This is a genomic window from Candidatus Pelagibacter sp. HIMB1587 (assembly GCF_052047775.1).
Lineage (GTDB): Bacteria > Pseudomonadota > Alphaproteobacteria > Pelagibacterales > Pelagibacteraceae > Pelagibacter.
Map to the genome: position 1 here is coordinate 73,488 of NZ_JBNAJJ010000002.1, position 14,027 is coordinate 87,514.

General features: G+C 27.0%; 16 protein-coding genes. 8 read left to right on the top strand and 8 right to left on the bottom strand.

Annotated elements, in window-relative coordinates; all coding sequences use genetic code 11:
* From ACTTBE_RS04825 to ACTTBE_RS04835, 3 genes are read left to right on the top strand one after another with little or no spacing between them, the layout of a single operon-like run.
* Positions 1-162: a hypothetical protein gene (locus tag ACTTBE_RS04825; protein ID WP_440677407.1), complete on the top strand. Its 162-nt coding sequence runs from the start codon at positions 1-3 to the stop codon at positions 160-162.
* Positions 163-2,127 carry a hypothetical protein gene (locus ACTTBE_RS04830; RefSeq protein WP_440677408.1) on the top strand — a complete coding sequence of 655 codons (1,965 nt, stop codon included), beginning with the start codon at positions 163-165 and terminating at the stop codon, positions 2,125-2,127. It begins immediately after the preceding gene.
* A 4-nt stretch (positions 2,128-2,131) separates the two neighbouring features.
* Positions 2,132-2,647 carry a hypothetical protein gene (locus tag ACTTBE_RS04835; RefSeq protein WP_440677409.1) on the top strand — a complete coding sequence of 172 codons (516 nt, stop codon included), beginning with the start codon at positions 2,132-2,134 and terminating at the stop codon, positions 2,645-2,647.
* On the opposite strand, the gene ACTTBE_RS04840 is transcribed toward ACTTBE_RS04835, so the two are convergent.
* From ACTTBE_RS04840 to dndB, 5 genes are read right to left on the bottom strand one after another with little or no spacing between them, the layout of a single operon-like run.
* Positions 2,644-4,572, bottom strand: coding sequence for a DNA-directed RNA polymerase subunit alpha C-terminal domain-containing protein (locus ACTTBE_RS04840; protein WP_440677410.1), 1,929 nt, complete (start codon positions 4,570-4,572; stop codon positions 2,644-2,646). The two genes, ACTTBE_RS04835 and ACTTBE_RS04840, sit on opposite strands and share 4 nt — an antisense overlap.
* A 5-nt stretch (positions 4,573-4,577) precedes the next feature.
* Entirely contained in the window at positions 4,578-4,955 is a 378-nt protein-coding gene (gene dndE, locus ACTTBE_RS04845; RefSeq protein WP_440677411.1) for a DNA sulfur modification protein DndE, read from the bottom strand.
* Positions 4,955-6,922 carry a DNA sulfur modification protein DndD gene (gene dndD / locus ACTTBE_RS04850; protein ID WP_440677412.1) on the bottom strand — a complete coding sequence of 656 codons (1,968 nt, stop codon included), beginning with the start codon at positions 6,920-6,922 and terminating at the stop codon, positions 4,955-4,957. Before dndD ends, dndE begins: the two co-directional genes overlap by 1 nt.
* Complete coding sequence (dndC, locus tag ACTTBE_RS04855; protein ID WP_440677413.1) at positions 6,922-8,409, bottom strand: DNA phosphorothioation system sulfurtransferase DndC; 1,488 nt, start codon at positions 8,407-8,409, stop codon at positions 6,922-6,924. Before dndC ends, dndD begins: the two co-directional genes overlap by 1 nt.
* Positions 8,399-9,484, bottom strand: a complete 1,086-nt coding sequence (dndB, locus tag ACTTBE_RS04860) for a DNA sulfur modification protein DndB (RefSeq protein WP_440677414.1) — start codon at positions 9,482-9,484, stop codon at positions 8,399-8,401. Before dndB ends, dndC begins: the two co-directional genes overlap by 11 nt.
* A gap of 81 nt (positions 9,485-9,565) precedes the next feature.
* Between dndB and dndA the strand changes: the two genes are divergently transcribed.
* Genes dndA through ACTTBE_RS04880 form a run of 4 tightly spaced genes read left to right on the top strand, consistent with a single transcriptional unit; the run spans position 9,566 to position 12,596 of the window.
* On the top strand, positions 9,566-10,699 hold the full coding sequence (gene dndA, locus ACTTBE_RS04865; protein ID WP_440677415.1) for a cysteine desulfurase DndA: 1,134 nt from the start codon (positions 9,566-9,568) through the stop codon (positions 10,697-10,699).
* On the top strand, positions 10,699-11,286 hold the full coding sequence (locus tag ACTTBE_RS04870; RefSeq protein ID WP_440655290.1) for a DarT ssDNA thymidine ADP-ribosyltransferase family protein: 588 nt from the start codon (positions 10,699-10,701) through the stop codon (positions 11,284-11,286). The genes dndA and ACTTBE_RS04870 overlap by 1 nt, the downstream gene beginning before the upstream one ends.
* A complete protein-coding gene (locus ACTTBE_RS04875; RefSeq protein WP_440677416.1) occupies positions 11,279-11,950 on the top strand; it encodes a DarT1-associated NADAR antitoxin family protein in 672 nt (223 codons plus the stop codon). The genes ACTTBE_RS04870 and ACTTBE_RS04875 overlap by 8 nt, the downstream gene beginning before the upstream one ends.
* A 40-nt stretch (positions 11,951-11,990) precedes the next feature.
* Entirely contained in the window at positions 11,991-12,596 is a 606-nt protein-coding gene (locus tag ACTTBE_RS04880) for a hypothetical protein (RefSeq protein ID WP_440647260.1), read from the top strand.
* Between the two features lies 1 nt (position 12,597).
* Here ACTTBE_RS04880 and ACTTBE_RS04885 read toward each other — a convergent pair whose 3' ends face one another.
* A complete protein-coding gene (locus ACTTBE_RS04885) occupies positions 12,598-12,780 on the bottom strand; it encodes a hypothetical protein (protein WP_440655286.1) in 183 nt (60 codons plus the stop codon).
* Positions 12,781-12,819: 39 nt separating this feature from the next.
* Between ACTTBE_RS04885 and ACTTBE_RS04890 the strand changes: the two genes are divergently transcribed.
* Positions 12,820-13,272 carry a hypothetical protein gene (locus tag ACTTBE_RS04890; RefSeq protein WP_440677417.1) on the top strand — a complete coding sequence of 151 codons (453 nt, stop codon included), beginning with the start codon at positions 12,820-12,822 and terminating at the stop codon, positions 13,270-13,272.
* Here the strand turns inward: ACTTBE_RS04890 and ACTTBE_RS04895 are convergent.
* Both ACTTBE_RS04895 and ACTTBE_RS04900 read right to left on the bottom strand, forming a co-directional pair.
* Positions 13,269-13,646 carry a hypothetical protein gene (locus ACTTBE_RS04895; protein WP_440677418.1) on the bottom strand — a complete coding sequence of 126 codons (378 nt, stop codon included), beginning with the start codon at positions 13,644-13,646 and terminating at the stop codon, positions 13,269-13,271. The two genes, ACTTBE_RS04890 and ACTTBE_RS04895, sit on opposite strands and share 4 nt — an antisense overlap.
* A gap of 5 nt (positions 13,647-13,651) precedes the next feature.
* Entirely contained in the window at positions 13,652-14,026 is a 375-nt protein-coding gene (locus ACTTBE_RS04900) for a hypothetical protein (RefSeq protein ID WP_440655282.1), read from the bottom strand.
* Position 14,027: the final 1 nt, after the last annotated feature.

A 14,027-nucleotide genomic window follows, 5' to 3' on the forward strand; every position in this document is an offset into this window, starting at 1 on the left:
ATGGCAATTGACACAAAAATTTTAGAAATTTTAAAAAAAGTTTGTGAAGAAAATGAACTAGATCATGAATTTCAAAATAATTTAGAAAATATATTAGAAAAGTGGGACACCGGAAAAGATATCGATAAAGATATTGAAAAACTAGTTGAGAATGAAAAATAAATGGATGTAAAAATAATAAGTTGGAAATCAAAAGGTTTACGAGTCCCTGATTGGGAAATAGATATAGATCCAGAGAATGGTAAAAAAACATCTGTGCTAATGATGCCTAGTGGTATGGGTAAAACAACAACTCTAAATTTACTAAGGTTTTCGTTCTGTGATTATTCTAATATACTTGAAAAGAAAAATATTAGTTCATTTCAAAAATCAAAATCTAAAGAAGATAAAGGTGAATTTGTTTTAAATATTAAAGTTAATAATGAAAAATATAGAATTAAGACAATTTTTGATTTTAATAAAAAAAGTCTAAGTTATGAAACTACAGACCCAATAGATGGTACTCTACCCGGGCTAAATCTACCTGAAGAAATCAAAAAATATTTAGATCAAGAATATATTGAAAAAACATTTTTTGATCTTGAGCTAGTTGACGATTTATTTGAAAGTACTGCAGCAATAGACTCTATAAATAAACTCTACAAATTATATTATTTTGATCAAGTTAGTAATGCGCTTGATAGTTATTTAGTAAAAAAACAAAATGAAAGTGAAACAGAAAATATAAGCAGAAGAGAGTTAGAGGAACTTAAAAATTATAGAGAGAAATTATTTAAAAAAAGAGATGAGCTAATTACTGAAAATGAAAAAAATAAAACAGAATATGAAAATTTAAAAAAAGAAAAAAAAAAATATGAAAAAATTAAAGATGATATTGAAAGTAGTAAAAAAAGTATAAAAGAAAAGTTTGATACTGCCAGAGAAAAAATTTCTTTAGCTAAAAATGACTTAAAAAGAGCATATGATGATTACTATTTAAAAATTAGAAATCCAATGTTGATAAACAAAGATTTTAAAGAAAAATTAATCAATTTTGAAAAAAATTTAAATAATTTAAAAATACCTGAAAGTGTCGGTAAAGCTTTTTTTGATGATTTAATTAAGGCTAATCAATGTTTGTGTGGACATGAAATGAACGAGGAAATGAAAAAAAAGATTTTAGAAAGCAAAGAAAGTATTCTTTCTGAAGATACTTGGTTAATACTAAGTGTGCTGAAACATAAGATAAGAAAAGAATCAGATAATGAAATAATAGACCTTAATGATGCAATTTCATTAATTGCAGAAAAAAAACAAATATTAAGTATTGAGGAGAGAAAAGAGAATGAGATTGTTGAGGGAATTGACGATAAAAAATATGATGATGCAAAAGAAAAATTGTTAAAAATTAATGAGAAAATTCAATTATTAGATGATTTTTTTAAGAAATATAATGAAGCACCATCAAAACAAGATACGCCAGATGATAATAGTATTAATAAAATAAATAATTTACTTGAAATTGTTGGTAAAAAAATTGGAGAGGCAACCAAAACAGAAAAAATTAGCAGCAGAATTAAGGTGATAAAAGATGTTTTTAAAAAAACACAGCAAAAGTCTTTAAATTTTTTAACAAATGATTTAGTTGAAAAAATAAATAAAGAAATTCCTAGAGTAATGCCTTTCGAAAAAGTGTTTGTTAAAGATATTAAAGATAAAATTACTCTTGAAGGGAAAGACTCTGGATCAGCTGGACAACAAGCTAGAATAGCATATTTGTTTTTAATAAAACTTTTAGATAGACCAAATTTTAATTTTCCATTTATCGTTGACAGTCCAGCAACTGCTATGGATGATGTAAGTAGAGAAGAAATTGCAACAACTATTGCAACTCATTTGAATAATCAGTACATCGGCTTAATCTTGCCAACTGAAAAAACAGACTTTGTAGATGTTTTGGAAAAAAAAACTAATAATAAAATAAACCTTATTGTTGCTTTCAATACAATTGAAAAAGAAACATCAAATTTAATTCAATTAGCTAAAAAGTATAATATATCCAAAAAAAATAATGAGGAATTTATTGTAAGTAAAAATAATAAAGAATTCTTTTGGGAATTTAAAACAAATATAAAAAATAATATTTAAAATAATGCAAAGATTTCAATATTTAAAAGGTTTGAAAGATGATGAAAAATTTAAAGGTATGAGTGAAATGACTGACCATATAAAATTTCAAAAAAATAACTCATCTAAAATGTTTAGTCCAATTGAAGATATTATGGATTTATTTTATCTTTCTTTACTAGTTGGTTTAAAAAAAAATAAAAAAATTGATTTTAATGATACAAAATACATCAAAGGAGATATGGTTCCTAATTGGACCGATAATTTATCAGTTTCTAAAGATTTACTGGTTGCATTATTTGTATCTCATATGATTAATGAAAAGGACAAAAATTATGAAAATAAACCTGAAATACAAAAAATTTTAAATGAAAAACTTGGAAAAAATCCAGTTAGGTCAATAAGTGATGAAGGAATGATTGATTTGCATTGTTATGCTTTTGGTGGTTATTTTGAAATTATGAAAAAATTAGATAATAAATTACCAAGTGATTTATTAATGTTTTTTTCTACTATCAATAAACTTGTTACAGATGATTAAATTAGGGGATAAATTTTGTTGTCAAACAAAACACCTTTATCCTTTTCATCTATTTTTCTCAAAGTTTGTGGATACGCAACAGTTTTAATATATTTTTTAGATCTATAAACCTCTATATAAAATTGACCATTATTTTTAATCATTGGGCAATTTTCTTTTCTAAATGTATTTGTCATTAAATCTATTTTTACATAATTCTTAATTTTCAAGTTTTCTAATTTTTCTCCATTCAAAATATAAGTAGCCTTATCAATTCTTTTGAATAAAATTGAAAACTGCATGATCATGTTGAAAGAATGCTCGCTAACACCCTCTTTTCCAGAGAGATCTTTTATATCTCTCCAGTTCAAAATTGGTCCATATTCTTTAAACACTTTAATGATAATTGCTTCATTTGGTGCAATTATTTCACCTTTATAACCTTCGTACTCTGAGATTTTTGATTTTGATGAATTAAATATTAATTCTTCTTTTTCTATATAGCAATCAAAGCTTTTTTTACAAAATTTTATAAAAACATTCTTATCAAAATCAATACTACCCAACCTATGATTGTTTTGAATTTTAAAAAATAAATCATTTATATTTATTTGTCTTCTGGCAGTAGCAGCTTTTGAAATTAAATTTGATAATCGGTTTCTATTTGAATAAAAAGTAAACCATTCTTCTTCATGATCTAACCAGGTAAACAATTGCATTGTTTGTATAAATTTTTTAACAGTTTCTTTTTTAATATTATTTAGATAAACTTCTTTAAATTTCATACACTCAGATAGAGATAGCAAGCCTGAATTAGAAATTTTTTTTTTTATATTTTTTATCACTTCTCTAAAAAGATTATCAATTGAAGACTTAGAAATAATCTTTATATTATTAACTTTTGAAATATAAAAATCTTGCTTTAACATAAAACTTTCATAAAAATCTTGCAGCCCTTTAAAATCCCACTCAAGGTTTGTAAGTCCTTTATCTTTTAATATTTTATTAAATTCAATTTCTGTAATTGGAAGCGACTGATCTAAAATTTCAAAAATCTTATCTAAAATTGGAGTAATTGGTTTTGAAAATTTTAATTTTCTTAATCCATAACTTTCATTTTGTCTTATACGTTCTCTAGTTACATTATATTTTTGACCAATTATCTCTAATGTTTTTGCTGGTGAACCATCTAAACCAAATCTACTATTTAAAATATCTACTACTCGATCTTTATGTGATTTATCTTTTTTTGATATTCGAATAGCTTCATTTAAAACTCTTTTTAATTCTATCTCTAATAATTTATCTTGATCAATTAACTCAAATTTTTTTGTTTCTGAAACTTCTTCTCTTAATTCCTCTCGTAATTTAATTACAATATCTTTATCCCAAGGGGATAACTGATCACCAAAATCCAAATTTAAATTTTTTAAATAATCTTCAATTTCCAAGATTGATTTATAGCCAAGAGCTCTGATTTTAAATAATTCTGATTTATTTAACAAAATTATATCACCCACATAATTACAACCTAAATTTAATAAAGCATTTTTTGCTCTCAAAGGTAATGGAATTTCGTTAAAATCTTTGATCAATTCTAGAAGTAATGTTTTTGAAACTTCTGTCCATTCCTTATTTTCTGGTTCTACTGTATTATTATTTTCCTCAAAATTGATTGGTTCTAAATTCATACCTAGGTATAAAGAAAAATCCTCTAATATATTTTTAATTTCTTCAATACTTGTCCTTCCCATGTTAGGAAAAGATTTTAAATCATTTTCAGTATAAACAATTAATTCACCTAGAGTTTTAATTCCTTGATTGGATAAGGAGTTCATTGCACGAACAGAAAACTCTAAATCTTTTAATTCTATAGATAGTTTGTCTTTATTTTCTAACTTAACAAAAGCTTGGTAATTTCTCTTTTTTAAAAATATTTTCGTCAATTTTTTTAAGAATTTGTAAAGGCCATCAACCCTGAAATATCTTTTAACTTGTTAGTATAAATAATATTTACACCTCGGTTGACGTGGGCGTATAGGTATTTAGTTAGATTTTTCTTATCTATTTCAACTTTATGGGTAACCAAATTATTAATTAAAAGCTGCGTATATATTGGTTTATTTTTACCAAATAGAACATCATAACTTATCTCTATTCCATCCAACTTCTCTTCTACTTCTCTAGGTAGAGCGGTTTGTTTGATAGATAAACAAAAAGCCCATCTACAAATAATATTCCAATTAGGTATTCCAGTAAGTGTCTTAATTCTTGTTAAAGAATTTTTAACATTGGTTGAGGTTCTCAGTACATCAAGATCAATATCCATTAGAAAAAATAACCCTCCGATAATTTACTACCACTTAATTTCTCATCATATTCAATTTTGTAAGATCTTGATAAATATGGAGAAATAAACTTGTGATATTTTTTATTAATCTCTTCATCTGTTGACAATAAAATTACTTGTTTAGATGCAGTTGGAAAATATTGTTCTACCAAATTAAACCGATGTTCACTATCTAACCTTCCTAATGGAGTATCAATAATAGTTGGTGCTGCGCTATTAGATGCTTTTGCAAGTCCCCACAAAATAGCTACAGCAAGTAGTTGTCTTTCACCTGCTGAAAGATCCTCTGTATTTATCTCAGTATCTTTTTTGTCTGAAATTTTTAAATCAAATTCAATTGTATCAATTTTGATTGATTTAATAAAATTCTTTTTACGATGAAGACTTTTGAAACAATTTAAAATTAATTTTTCCAATCTTTTAATATGATAATCTAGTGCTTTTACATGGAAAGAACTTAAAACGTCTTTAACTTTAATTGAGTAATCAATAAATCTCTTATTATCTAAATTATCAATATCTTTTGCTGTTTTTCTTTCATATTCTTTTTTAAGATCAAAATTTAATTTTATTAAAGGACCATTTGATCTTCCACGTTCTTCTCTTAAAAGATTCATTTTAGTAATTAAAGTTTCTTCTTCTTTTTTAAGTTTTTTTGATTTCTCAATTAAAGGTTTAATTTCATCATCACTTGGTATTTTATTTATCAACTGACTAACTTTTTCATATTCTTCATCTAATTTAATTTTTTTAGATGTTAATTTATCTATATCTTTTTTCGTATTTGGAAGATTTTCATTAAGTAAAAAATTTGTTTCAAATGGATTGATACTTTTTAATAAAAATTCAGTCTTTTGATTATTTGTATCTTTTTTAATTTTTTGTTGATCACTAAATTTTTTAAATTTACCTAGATAATCTTTATCTGAACAATTTTTTTCAGAAAATTCATTAAATTGATCTACTAACTGATTAATTTTTTCCTGTATAATTGACTGATCTATAGAAGAATTATGTTCTTTAGATTGTAAATTAATTTCATTTAGTTCTTTTTCTACAATAAGTAATGGTGCTTCACTTGCTGCAACTTTGACTAAATCTTCTTGCAAAGTTTTTCTTTTTTCATCAATTTCTAATTGTTCTTTTTCATATTCTTTTTTCTTATCATAGTAAGCTACCCCTTTTTGGGATAGTTCTATATCTAGTTCTCTCGTCTCATATTTTACTTTAGTTAATTTATCTTCTTCCTTAACAATTTTCTCATCAATAACTTTAATTTCTTTTTCATACTCTTTGATCTTTGCTTCCATTTCCTCAATTACTTTTTTTTCGTCATCATCTTTTATTTGAAGAGAAGATCTTTTCTGAAACTCATCAACATCAACATTTAATTGATCCACTATCTCAAGGCCTAACAATGAATTAATGGCTTTTTTCAATACTTTTTGTGACTGGTCTAAGTCTGCCAATTGTTCAATCTTTTCTCCGTCAAAAAAGAATAAAGAAGCAACTCTTGAAGGCAAAATCTGATCTACAAAATTATCCCAATCTTTAGTGATGTCTTCATCGTATTTATCATCAATAAAAACAAAGAATTCTTCTTTCATTTTTTTTCCAACCAACTTCCAGTTTCTTGAGATTTTAAACTTTTGTTTTTTACCTTTATATTTTCTATTAAAGGTTAGTTCTATTTGTGCACCCTCATCAAAGTTCTTTTTATTAATATTTTTAGTTAAGAAGTTTTCATAAGAAAGCTTTTGTGAATAAAAGTAATTTGAAAATTTACCATAAAGTACAAAATCTATTGCTTGTAAAAATGTAGTTTTACCGGAACCATTAAGAGCCCCAATTAATATAACTGGTTTTTTTGACTTTGTACTTAAATCAAAATTCTGTTTTCCACAATAAACACCAAAATTATTGATTAATAAATTTTCGAAGATCATTAATTAGTCTCTAAAGGTAATTGTTTATTTGCTTGATTTTTAATTTTCTTCTTTTGCTTAGCGTATTCAATCGCATCTGTTTTATCTTTATAAAACGATTTTCTAAAAATATTTTCAAACTCATCAAATAAACCTGTTCGACGATTACTTTTAAAATGTTTACGCTCAACCTCTAAAAGGCTTCTTGCGATTTCAAAAATCATCTCATCATCACCACAAGTTTCTTTTAATATTTTCAAAATATCATGGTCAAAGACATGACTATCTTCCAAAGGTTCAAAGTTGTATTCTCCTTTAGCTTCTGTCTCACAAATTTTAGGTAAAATATCATCCGTTTCTAATTTATCATAAAACCAAATTTTTCTAATCTGATCTAATTCATCTTGATTAATAAGTTGGATCTTTTTCAAATCTTTAGGAAGCTGATTGTTACTTCTAATTTTATTTTGTGCCTGTAATAATTTTCTTAGCCACTCTTCTCTACTTGTTTTGGTATAAGGTCCTGGTACTGTTGTTTCTTCATCCTCAGGTCCCATCAATTGTACGTGACCTTTTAGTCTTCTAAAATCTCTTTTATCGTGATCTTTAATAGTTAGATCATTTCTTAGTTGTAACAAAGGTTCCATCCATGATTTTTCAGAGTCGTTTTGAACCATAGCTGACATTGATTTATCTTGCTTAACAAGTGTACAAACCCAGCAACCAAATCTACTATCTCCACATGATGGTGTTGAAGTATCGACTACTAAAGGACATTCTCCACCGTCTGTTGCACCCTGATACATTGATAGAAGATCTTTATTATTTATTCCCCACGGAGAAGGTTCTTGAAGTAAATAAAGCCAAACATCATCATTAGTCCAATCCTTGATAGGTAAATATGAACTGACATTCATAAGGTTTACATGTTTTGAAAAGTTTTCTCTTGTTGCCTCTTTTTCAAAACGAGTAATGGAAATAGCTCTATTAGAACTCTCCGCCTTTCTAGTCCCAATAACTAAAACAGCTTCTCCACTTTCTGATGATATTTTCCTTAAAAAACGGTCACTAGGCCTTATTTTCATACGTTCTGTACACCATCTAAATTTAGTATTAGGCGCTGGATAACCTTTACCAATTAAGTTTACCCAGAATGTCTCTTCAATATTAGGTGTTAATAAATTTGGAAAGATTGGTAGTCCTTTTTCTTTTGCTTTGTTTCTCAATAAATCTAATGAAGTTCGAACCCAAGTGGCAACTACAGGGTTTTCAACTAATGTATCTGTAGTAATTACCTGTAATGGTTTAATGGGTTTATTTTCTGATTTAATTTTTTCTAATACTCTCCACATCAATTGCAAACAAGCAGAACTATCTTTTCCACCCGAATAACCAACAACCCATGGATTATCATCTTCTAAATAAAGTTTAGCAGTTAAATCTACTAATTTTTCAATAGTTGGCTTGAAACCAATTTCATTAAAAAAAGATTTTCTTTTACTTTCCACTTTTTTTCACCTGACTTTCTAATGCTTTCTCTTTTGTATTTAATTTAACTCCCAAAGCTTTTTTAATTATATTTGAGGCTAAAATGATACTGTTGTTATTTTTAACTACTCTACCATTAATAATTACTCTCTGATGCCATACAGAATTATTCTTTAACCAATTAATTTTTTTTAAATTCTTTAACTTAGATTTCCAATTACTTGGAAACTGTGCAATTAGATCTTTACCAGCATGACCTACTGCTTGTAAGATAATTACATGCGTGTGAATATAATCTCTTCTAACCTCTGCAGGTGACAAGTTTCCTATTCTAACTCCACGCCATTGGTCCATGTTTTCTCCAACAGTTTCCCAAAAAGAACTTACCAAATTGACAGCTTGATCAATTTTTTTATTCTTTTCTAAATCAATTAATGTTTTTGAAGCTGAATAAATTCCTGAAAATGGAAATAATTTTGAAGACCGCTCAGCAATTGTGGATCGTTCCATTTCAACTACGCCCTTAAATACCTCAGTTTCATAAACAACTCTTCTTATTACTTCAGCAATTGGATCTCTATGATCATAAAGTTTTGCAATACTTGTTGCTGGTCGAATAGCATGTCGATTCAAATCAGAAAACATTTGTTGTGATTTTTTTAGTCCTTTGTCTTTAAAAAATACAACTGCAACAGTATCTTTTGCTAAATCTGGATTTTCAGTTAATGCTTTTTCAATTGCTGCACGACGATGCTGACCATCATTAATCATTAATTTTGCATCACCAGCAATTTCTAGTTCACCTATTTCGCTGTCTTTCCCATTTAACTTTAATGGTTTGAAAGTAACATTGCCGTCTATTGATGCAGTAAGTGCAGAAAAAATATAGTTCTTAGGATTATCAACAATGTATCTTGCCATTTCAGGGATCCTTGATTTATTGATATGTCTTTGTGCGCGAAGTTCTGTTGGAATAGTTGCTTCGTTAAATAAAAATAATCTTGGAATAATTGCCATTTCACAAACAACAGTGTAATAATCATCTCCTGATTGTTGCCCTTTGATGGCTGCAAATTTGTGAACATTTAAAGTCATAAAAATCAATAAAATATTAGATTATTTATATATTGTATGTTATTTATTTAACATACAAATATTAAAATTCAACATACTAAAATGAGCATTTATTTAGACTGCAACGCTACCACTCCAATTGAACCTGAGGTTGTAGAGAAGATGAATAATTATTTAACGATAGACTTTGGTAACGAAGGTTCTCATACACACAGCTTTGGTTCTATTGCAAAGAAAGCAGTTCATGAAGCGACAGACCATGTAGTAAGTTTGGTGAATGCATCGAGAAATGAAATAATTTTCACAAGTGGTGCAACAGAATCGAATAACCTGAGTATTTTTGGTCTAAAAGATTATGGTTTAAAAAATAATAAAAAACATATCATCACTTCAGCAATAGAACATAAAGCAGTACTAGAACCAATTCAGGAATTAGAAAAAGTAGGATTTGAAGTTGATATTATAAATGTAGATAAATCTGGAAGAGTAAATCAAAAAGATATCAAAGATAAATTAAGAGAAGATACTCTTCTTATTTCAATTATGGGAGTTAACAATGAGACAGGTGTAATACAACCTATTAATGAAATAATAGAAATTATTAAAGATCATGACTGTTATTTTCATGTTGATGCAGCACAAATGTATGGAAAAGATATTGATACACTTTCGAATAAAAGAATTGATCTAATAAGCATTAGCGGTCATAAAGTGTTTGGTCCTAAAGGAATTGGGGCATTAGTTACTAGATTAAGAAATTTTAATAAGCCACCTTTGCAACCATTATTTTTTGGTGGTGGACAACAAGCAAAGTTAAGACCTGGTACTCTTCCAGTTCATTTAATTGTTGGTTTAGGTGTAGCTGCCAAAATTGCTAAGAAAAATTTAAAAAAAAGACAGGAACAAAATAAAAAAATTTATAATCAAATAATTAAATTAATGAAAAGTTTAAATGGAAATTTAAATGGTGATGAAAAATATTTATTAGGAAATTGTATCAATTTTTCAGTACCAAATGTAGATGCAGAAGCATTTATGTTGACAACTAAAGATCTTATTTCTGTATCAAATGGCAGTGCGTGTACATCATCTACATATGAACCATCTCATGTGATAAAAGCTATGACTGATGATGAAAACAGACTAAAAGGAGCAATCAGAATTTCATGGTGCCATTTAACTAATGAAAAGCTACCAATTGATGATATATTTTCTAGAGTAAAAAATATCATTTAATGGAAAGAAGAGAGAGAATTTTAAATATTTTAGAGACAAGGAAAATTACACAATTAATTCATTTTACAAAAAGACAAAATGTTAATTCTATTCTCAATAATGGATTGTTAAGTCTTGAAGAATTAAAAAAAAGAAATTTAGAATATGTTTATAATGATCCAGAGAGAAGAGACGATTGGAATTATGCAATATCTTTATCGATAACCTATAAAAATTCATTTCTTTTTGAGAGTTTTAAAAGAAGACAAAAATTAAATGATAGTGATTTTGTTGAAATTAAAATAGATCCATCAGTAATCGTTGAAAATGAGTGCATATTTTGTGATACTAATGCAGCAAGTCACACATTTGATCAATATAGACAAAACGATGACGAATTAGCAATTTTAAAAACGTGGTTGGCTTTTGATGGTATGTTCAAAAAAACAGTTAAAAGACACACGCTTAATGAAAGAGGCAAAATTAAAAGATTTAATCAAAAACCAAATGAAACAACTTGTTCTCAGGCTGAAATATGCCTGATTGGGAATATACAGTCAGAAAAATTTATTAACCTGGAAGAACTAAAACAATTACAAAATGGCTAAACGACCTTTTTTTATACCGTCTCAAGATAAAGAAGAACTAGTCACAACAAATTCAGTTGAATTCACATGGTTCTCTGGTTTTGCAAAAAGTCAAAAACAAAAATCTATTTCATCTTTTCATGAAAATATATCTAAAGAATTTAAGTTGGATAAAATATTAGAAATCTCAACTAAATCTGAAAATAAATTAGGAATTCAATTAAGTGCATTCAATTTAATAATTAATTATAAAAATAAAGAATATTTTTTAGAAAGCTTGTTTCAAGGTAGTAAAATATTTACTGACCAAGGACCAAACGAAGATATTTATGAAATGTCATCGATTGATGCAAAAAAAGATGAAAGAATAAAAAGAAGTGATTTAAAAGAATTTAGTTTTTTTGGTGAAACTTTTTCTTTAGATTTTGATTTTTATTCATGGCTTTATTTCATAGCTTTAAATCAAAACAATAATTTGAAAGCTGAAATCCTGAATTATGAAGCTTTTACTGATATAGAATTTAATCCAGAAAAATCATTAAATTGTCAGGCATATAGTGCAGCTTTATATTCATCAATGGTTCATAATAAAATATTAAATAATAATAAAGAATATAAGCTTGAAGAGCTAAAAAATTTAATACCTTCAAAAAAGTTTAAAAATTATCAGCAAAAATTAATATAAATTTAAAACTTTTGCCTATTTTGTGTTATAAGACTTTACTGTGAAAAAAATTTTGCATTCACTACCTATTATTTCATCTGCCATACATTCAACTTACTCTAAATCATATACAATTATTTATGATCAATTTAATGAGGCCATCAAGATTCCTCAAAGATGGCTAGACGATATTAAGCATGTTGAATTTAATGAATTACTAGCAAGTTCTATTGGACCACTTGCTTTATTTTTTAATTGGAAAAAAAGACATAAAGAAGAGTTTTCTGAAATAGCATCAGGAGTACTTGCTTCTAGTTTTGTACATGGAGACCCTGTTGGTTCTATTACTTCAATAGTAGTGCTTGCTTATCGATATGATCAATCCTCTAACAAACAAGAGATGCGAAACCTTAAGTGGGGAATTATTAAAGGTGGTGCTAGTGTTAGTGCTTTTGCTTTAACAGTAAAAGCAATGGGTGTTTCTTTACTAAGCTTTTTAGTAGGATTATGTATTGCAGCTGTTGTTAGAAAAACTGTCTCTACACTTAGATTTTTTGAATATTTAAAGTTTGTAAGATCTCTCAAAGTTAAAATACCCAAATTAAAAAAGAAAATATCTAGAAGAGACTTTATATCCTTGAAATTATTTGAGTTTAAAAAAGCCTAAATTAGTAGACCTTTGATACTTGCCTTGCAAATATTGGTTTAATTGAACTTTTGGCTATCAATTCAACTCTACCACTAGCATGATGAAAATATATTACGTACATATGAGTGCCATCTTCATGATTGTGCAATTCTTCACATCTAATTTCAGAAATTTTTTTTAACTTTTCATTAAATTTTTTCATAAATTATAATAACATAGATCTTATCTATTTAATTAACTAATGATCAAAAAAGACTTCAACCGAAATCCTAAAGGTAACAATCAATGGGAACTAAGAACAGATGAAGAGCTTCAAAAAATAATTGATAGCAAACCTCGAAATTGGACTAAGAAAGATTTTAGAGGCGAGACAAAATTAAATCAGGTAAAATATTTAACTAGAAAAGAAACTGATAGACCAGGTCTTAAATTTTATCATTCAGGTAAAAGAATAAATATGAACAACATTTTAAAGCACTCTACTAAAGAGAGTATTCAAGAATTCAAAAAGGGTGAAATAGATATAAGTGTATTAAAAAATAGAGCTTCTACTAAAAAAATAAGAGATGAAATGAGCCAAAAAGAAAAAGAACAATATGATAAAAAAATCTATGCCAATTTAACTGAGGAACAATTAGAAGCTAAAAGAGACAGACAAAAAAAATGGTATTACGAGCAAAAAGATAATAATTAAAATCTAATTTTGCTGCCAAACAAATAATTTAATTCTTTAATTAATTCCTTAAACTTTCTTGGAAAACTCATGTAGCCTGAACAATATTTAGCTTTACCATTTCTATCTCTTAATTTTAATTCCCATCTATACCCGTCTAAGAGTTGTTCTAATTCTGGTTCTTTAACTGGATATTTTTTACTCCAATTCCATACTCCTAATTCATTTATTTTATCCCAAAAAGATAAGATCTTATATTCTTCTAATTTTACAATCTTGTGCGTTCGATTTGAAATTATCTTTCCTTTTGAATTATCTAAAAGTTCTACAGTTTCAGATGGTTCCATTGAAAAACCACTATAATAGATTGTTTCTTTCTTATTTTTAATAAACATAATAATTAATCGATATTTGTTGTTTCTATATCACATTCATAATGAGCTAAAAATTTATCATTTATAAAATCATATTTAGACATAGTAATAATTTGCTCAGTTTCGCCAGCATATACTATTCTTTGAAACCCTAATTCATACTCAGGAAATTTAGCAACAAACATGTCGTCTCCAAATACCAATTCCTCTGATGGAATGACCTTAAATTCATTGTGATCTTTATCAAAATAATGAAAGCCTGTTACTTCAAGCTTAAAGTTTAAAGGTTCGTATTGCTTCCCAAGTGCTGATAATAAATTTTTACAGGTAAGATTGAGACCTTGGTCTGCATGAGAAATATTAGGAAATAAAAGGATAAATAACAAAAAAATTCTAAACATT

What these genes read in the sequence shown, in the direction of transcription:
- ACTTBE_RS04875 (WP_440677416.1), top strand. Translation starts at nt 11,279, where the DNA reads ATGGCTAAACGACCTTTTTTTATACCGTCTCAAGATAAAGAAGAACTA.
- ACTTBE_RS04830 (WP_440677408.1), top strand. Translation starts at nt 163, where the DNA reads ATGGATGTAAAAATAATAAGTTGGAAATCAAAAGGTTTACGAGTCCCT.
- ACTTBE_RS04870 (WP_440655290.1), top strand. Translation starts at nt 10,699, where the DNA reads ATGGAAAGAAGAGAGAGAATTTTAAATATTTTAGAGACAAGGAAAATT.
- ACTTBE_RS04825 (WP_440677407.1), top strand. Translation starts at nt 1, where the DNA reads ATGGCAATTGACACAAAAATTTTAGAAATTTTAAAAAAAGTTTGTGAA.
- dndD (WP_440677412.1), bottom strand. Translation starts at nt 6,922, where the DNA reads ATGATCTTCGAAAATTTATTAATCAATAATTTTGGTGTTTATTGTGGA.
- ACTTBE_RS04895 (WP_440677418.1), bottom strand. Translation starts at nt 13,646, where the DNA reads ATGTTTATTAAAAATAAGAAAGAAACAATCTATTATAGTGGTTTTTCA.
- ACTTBE_RS04885 (WP_440655286.1), bottom strand. Translation starts at nt 12,780, where the DNA reads ATGAAAAAATTTAATGAAAAGTTAAAAAAAATTTCTGAAATTAGATGT.
- dndB (WP_440677414.1), bottom strand. Translation starts at nt 9,484, where the DNA reads ATGACTTTAAATGTTCACAAATTTGCAGCCATCAAAGGGCAACAATCA.
- ACTTBE_RS04835 (WP_440677409.1), top strand. Translation starts at nt 2,132, where the DNA reads ATGCAAAGATTTCAATATTTAAAAGGTTTGAAAGATGATGAAAAATTT.
- ACTTBE_RS04890 (WP_440677417.1), top strand. Translation starts at nt 12,820, where the DNA reads ATGATCAAAAAAGACTTCAACCGAAATCCTAAAGGTAACAATCAATGG.
- ACTTBE_RS04900 (WP_440655282.1), bottom strand. Translation starts at nt 14,026, where the DNA reads ATGTTTAGAATTTTTTTGTTATTTATCCTTTTATTTCCTAATATTTCT.
- dndA (WP_440677415.1), top strand. Translation starts at nt 9,566, where the DNA reads ATGAGCATTTATTTAGACTGCAACGCTACCACTCCAATTGAACCTGAG.
- dndE (WP_440677411.1), bottom strand. Translation starts at nt 4,955, where the DNA reads ATGGATATTGATCTTGATGTACTGAGAACCTCAACCAATGTTAAAAAT.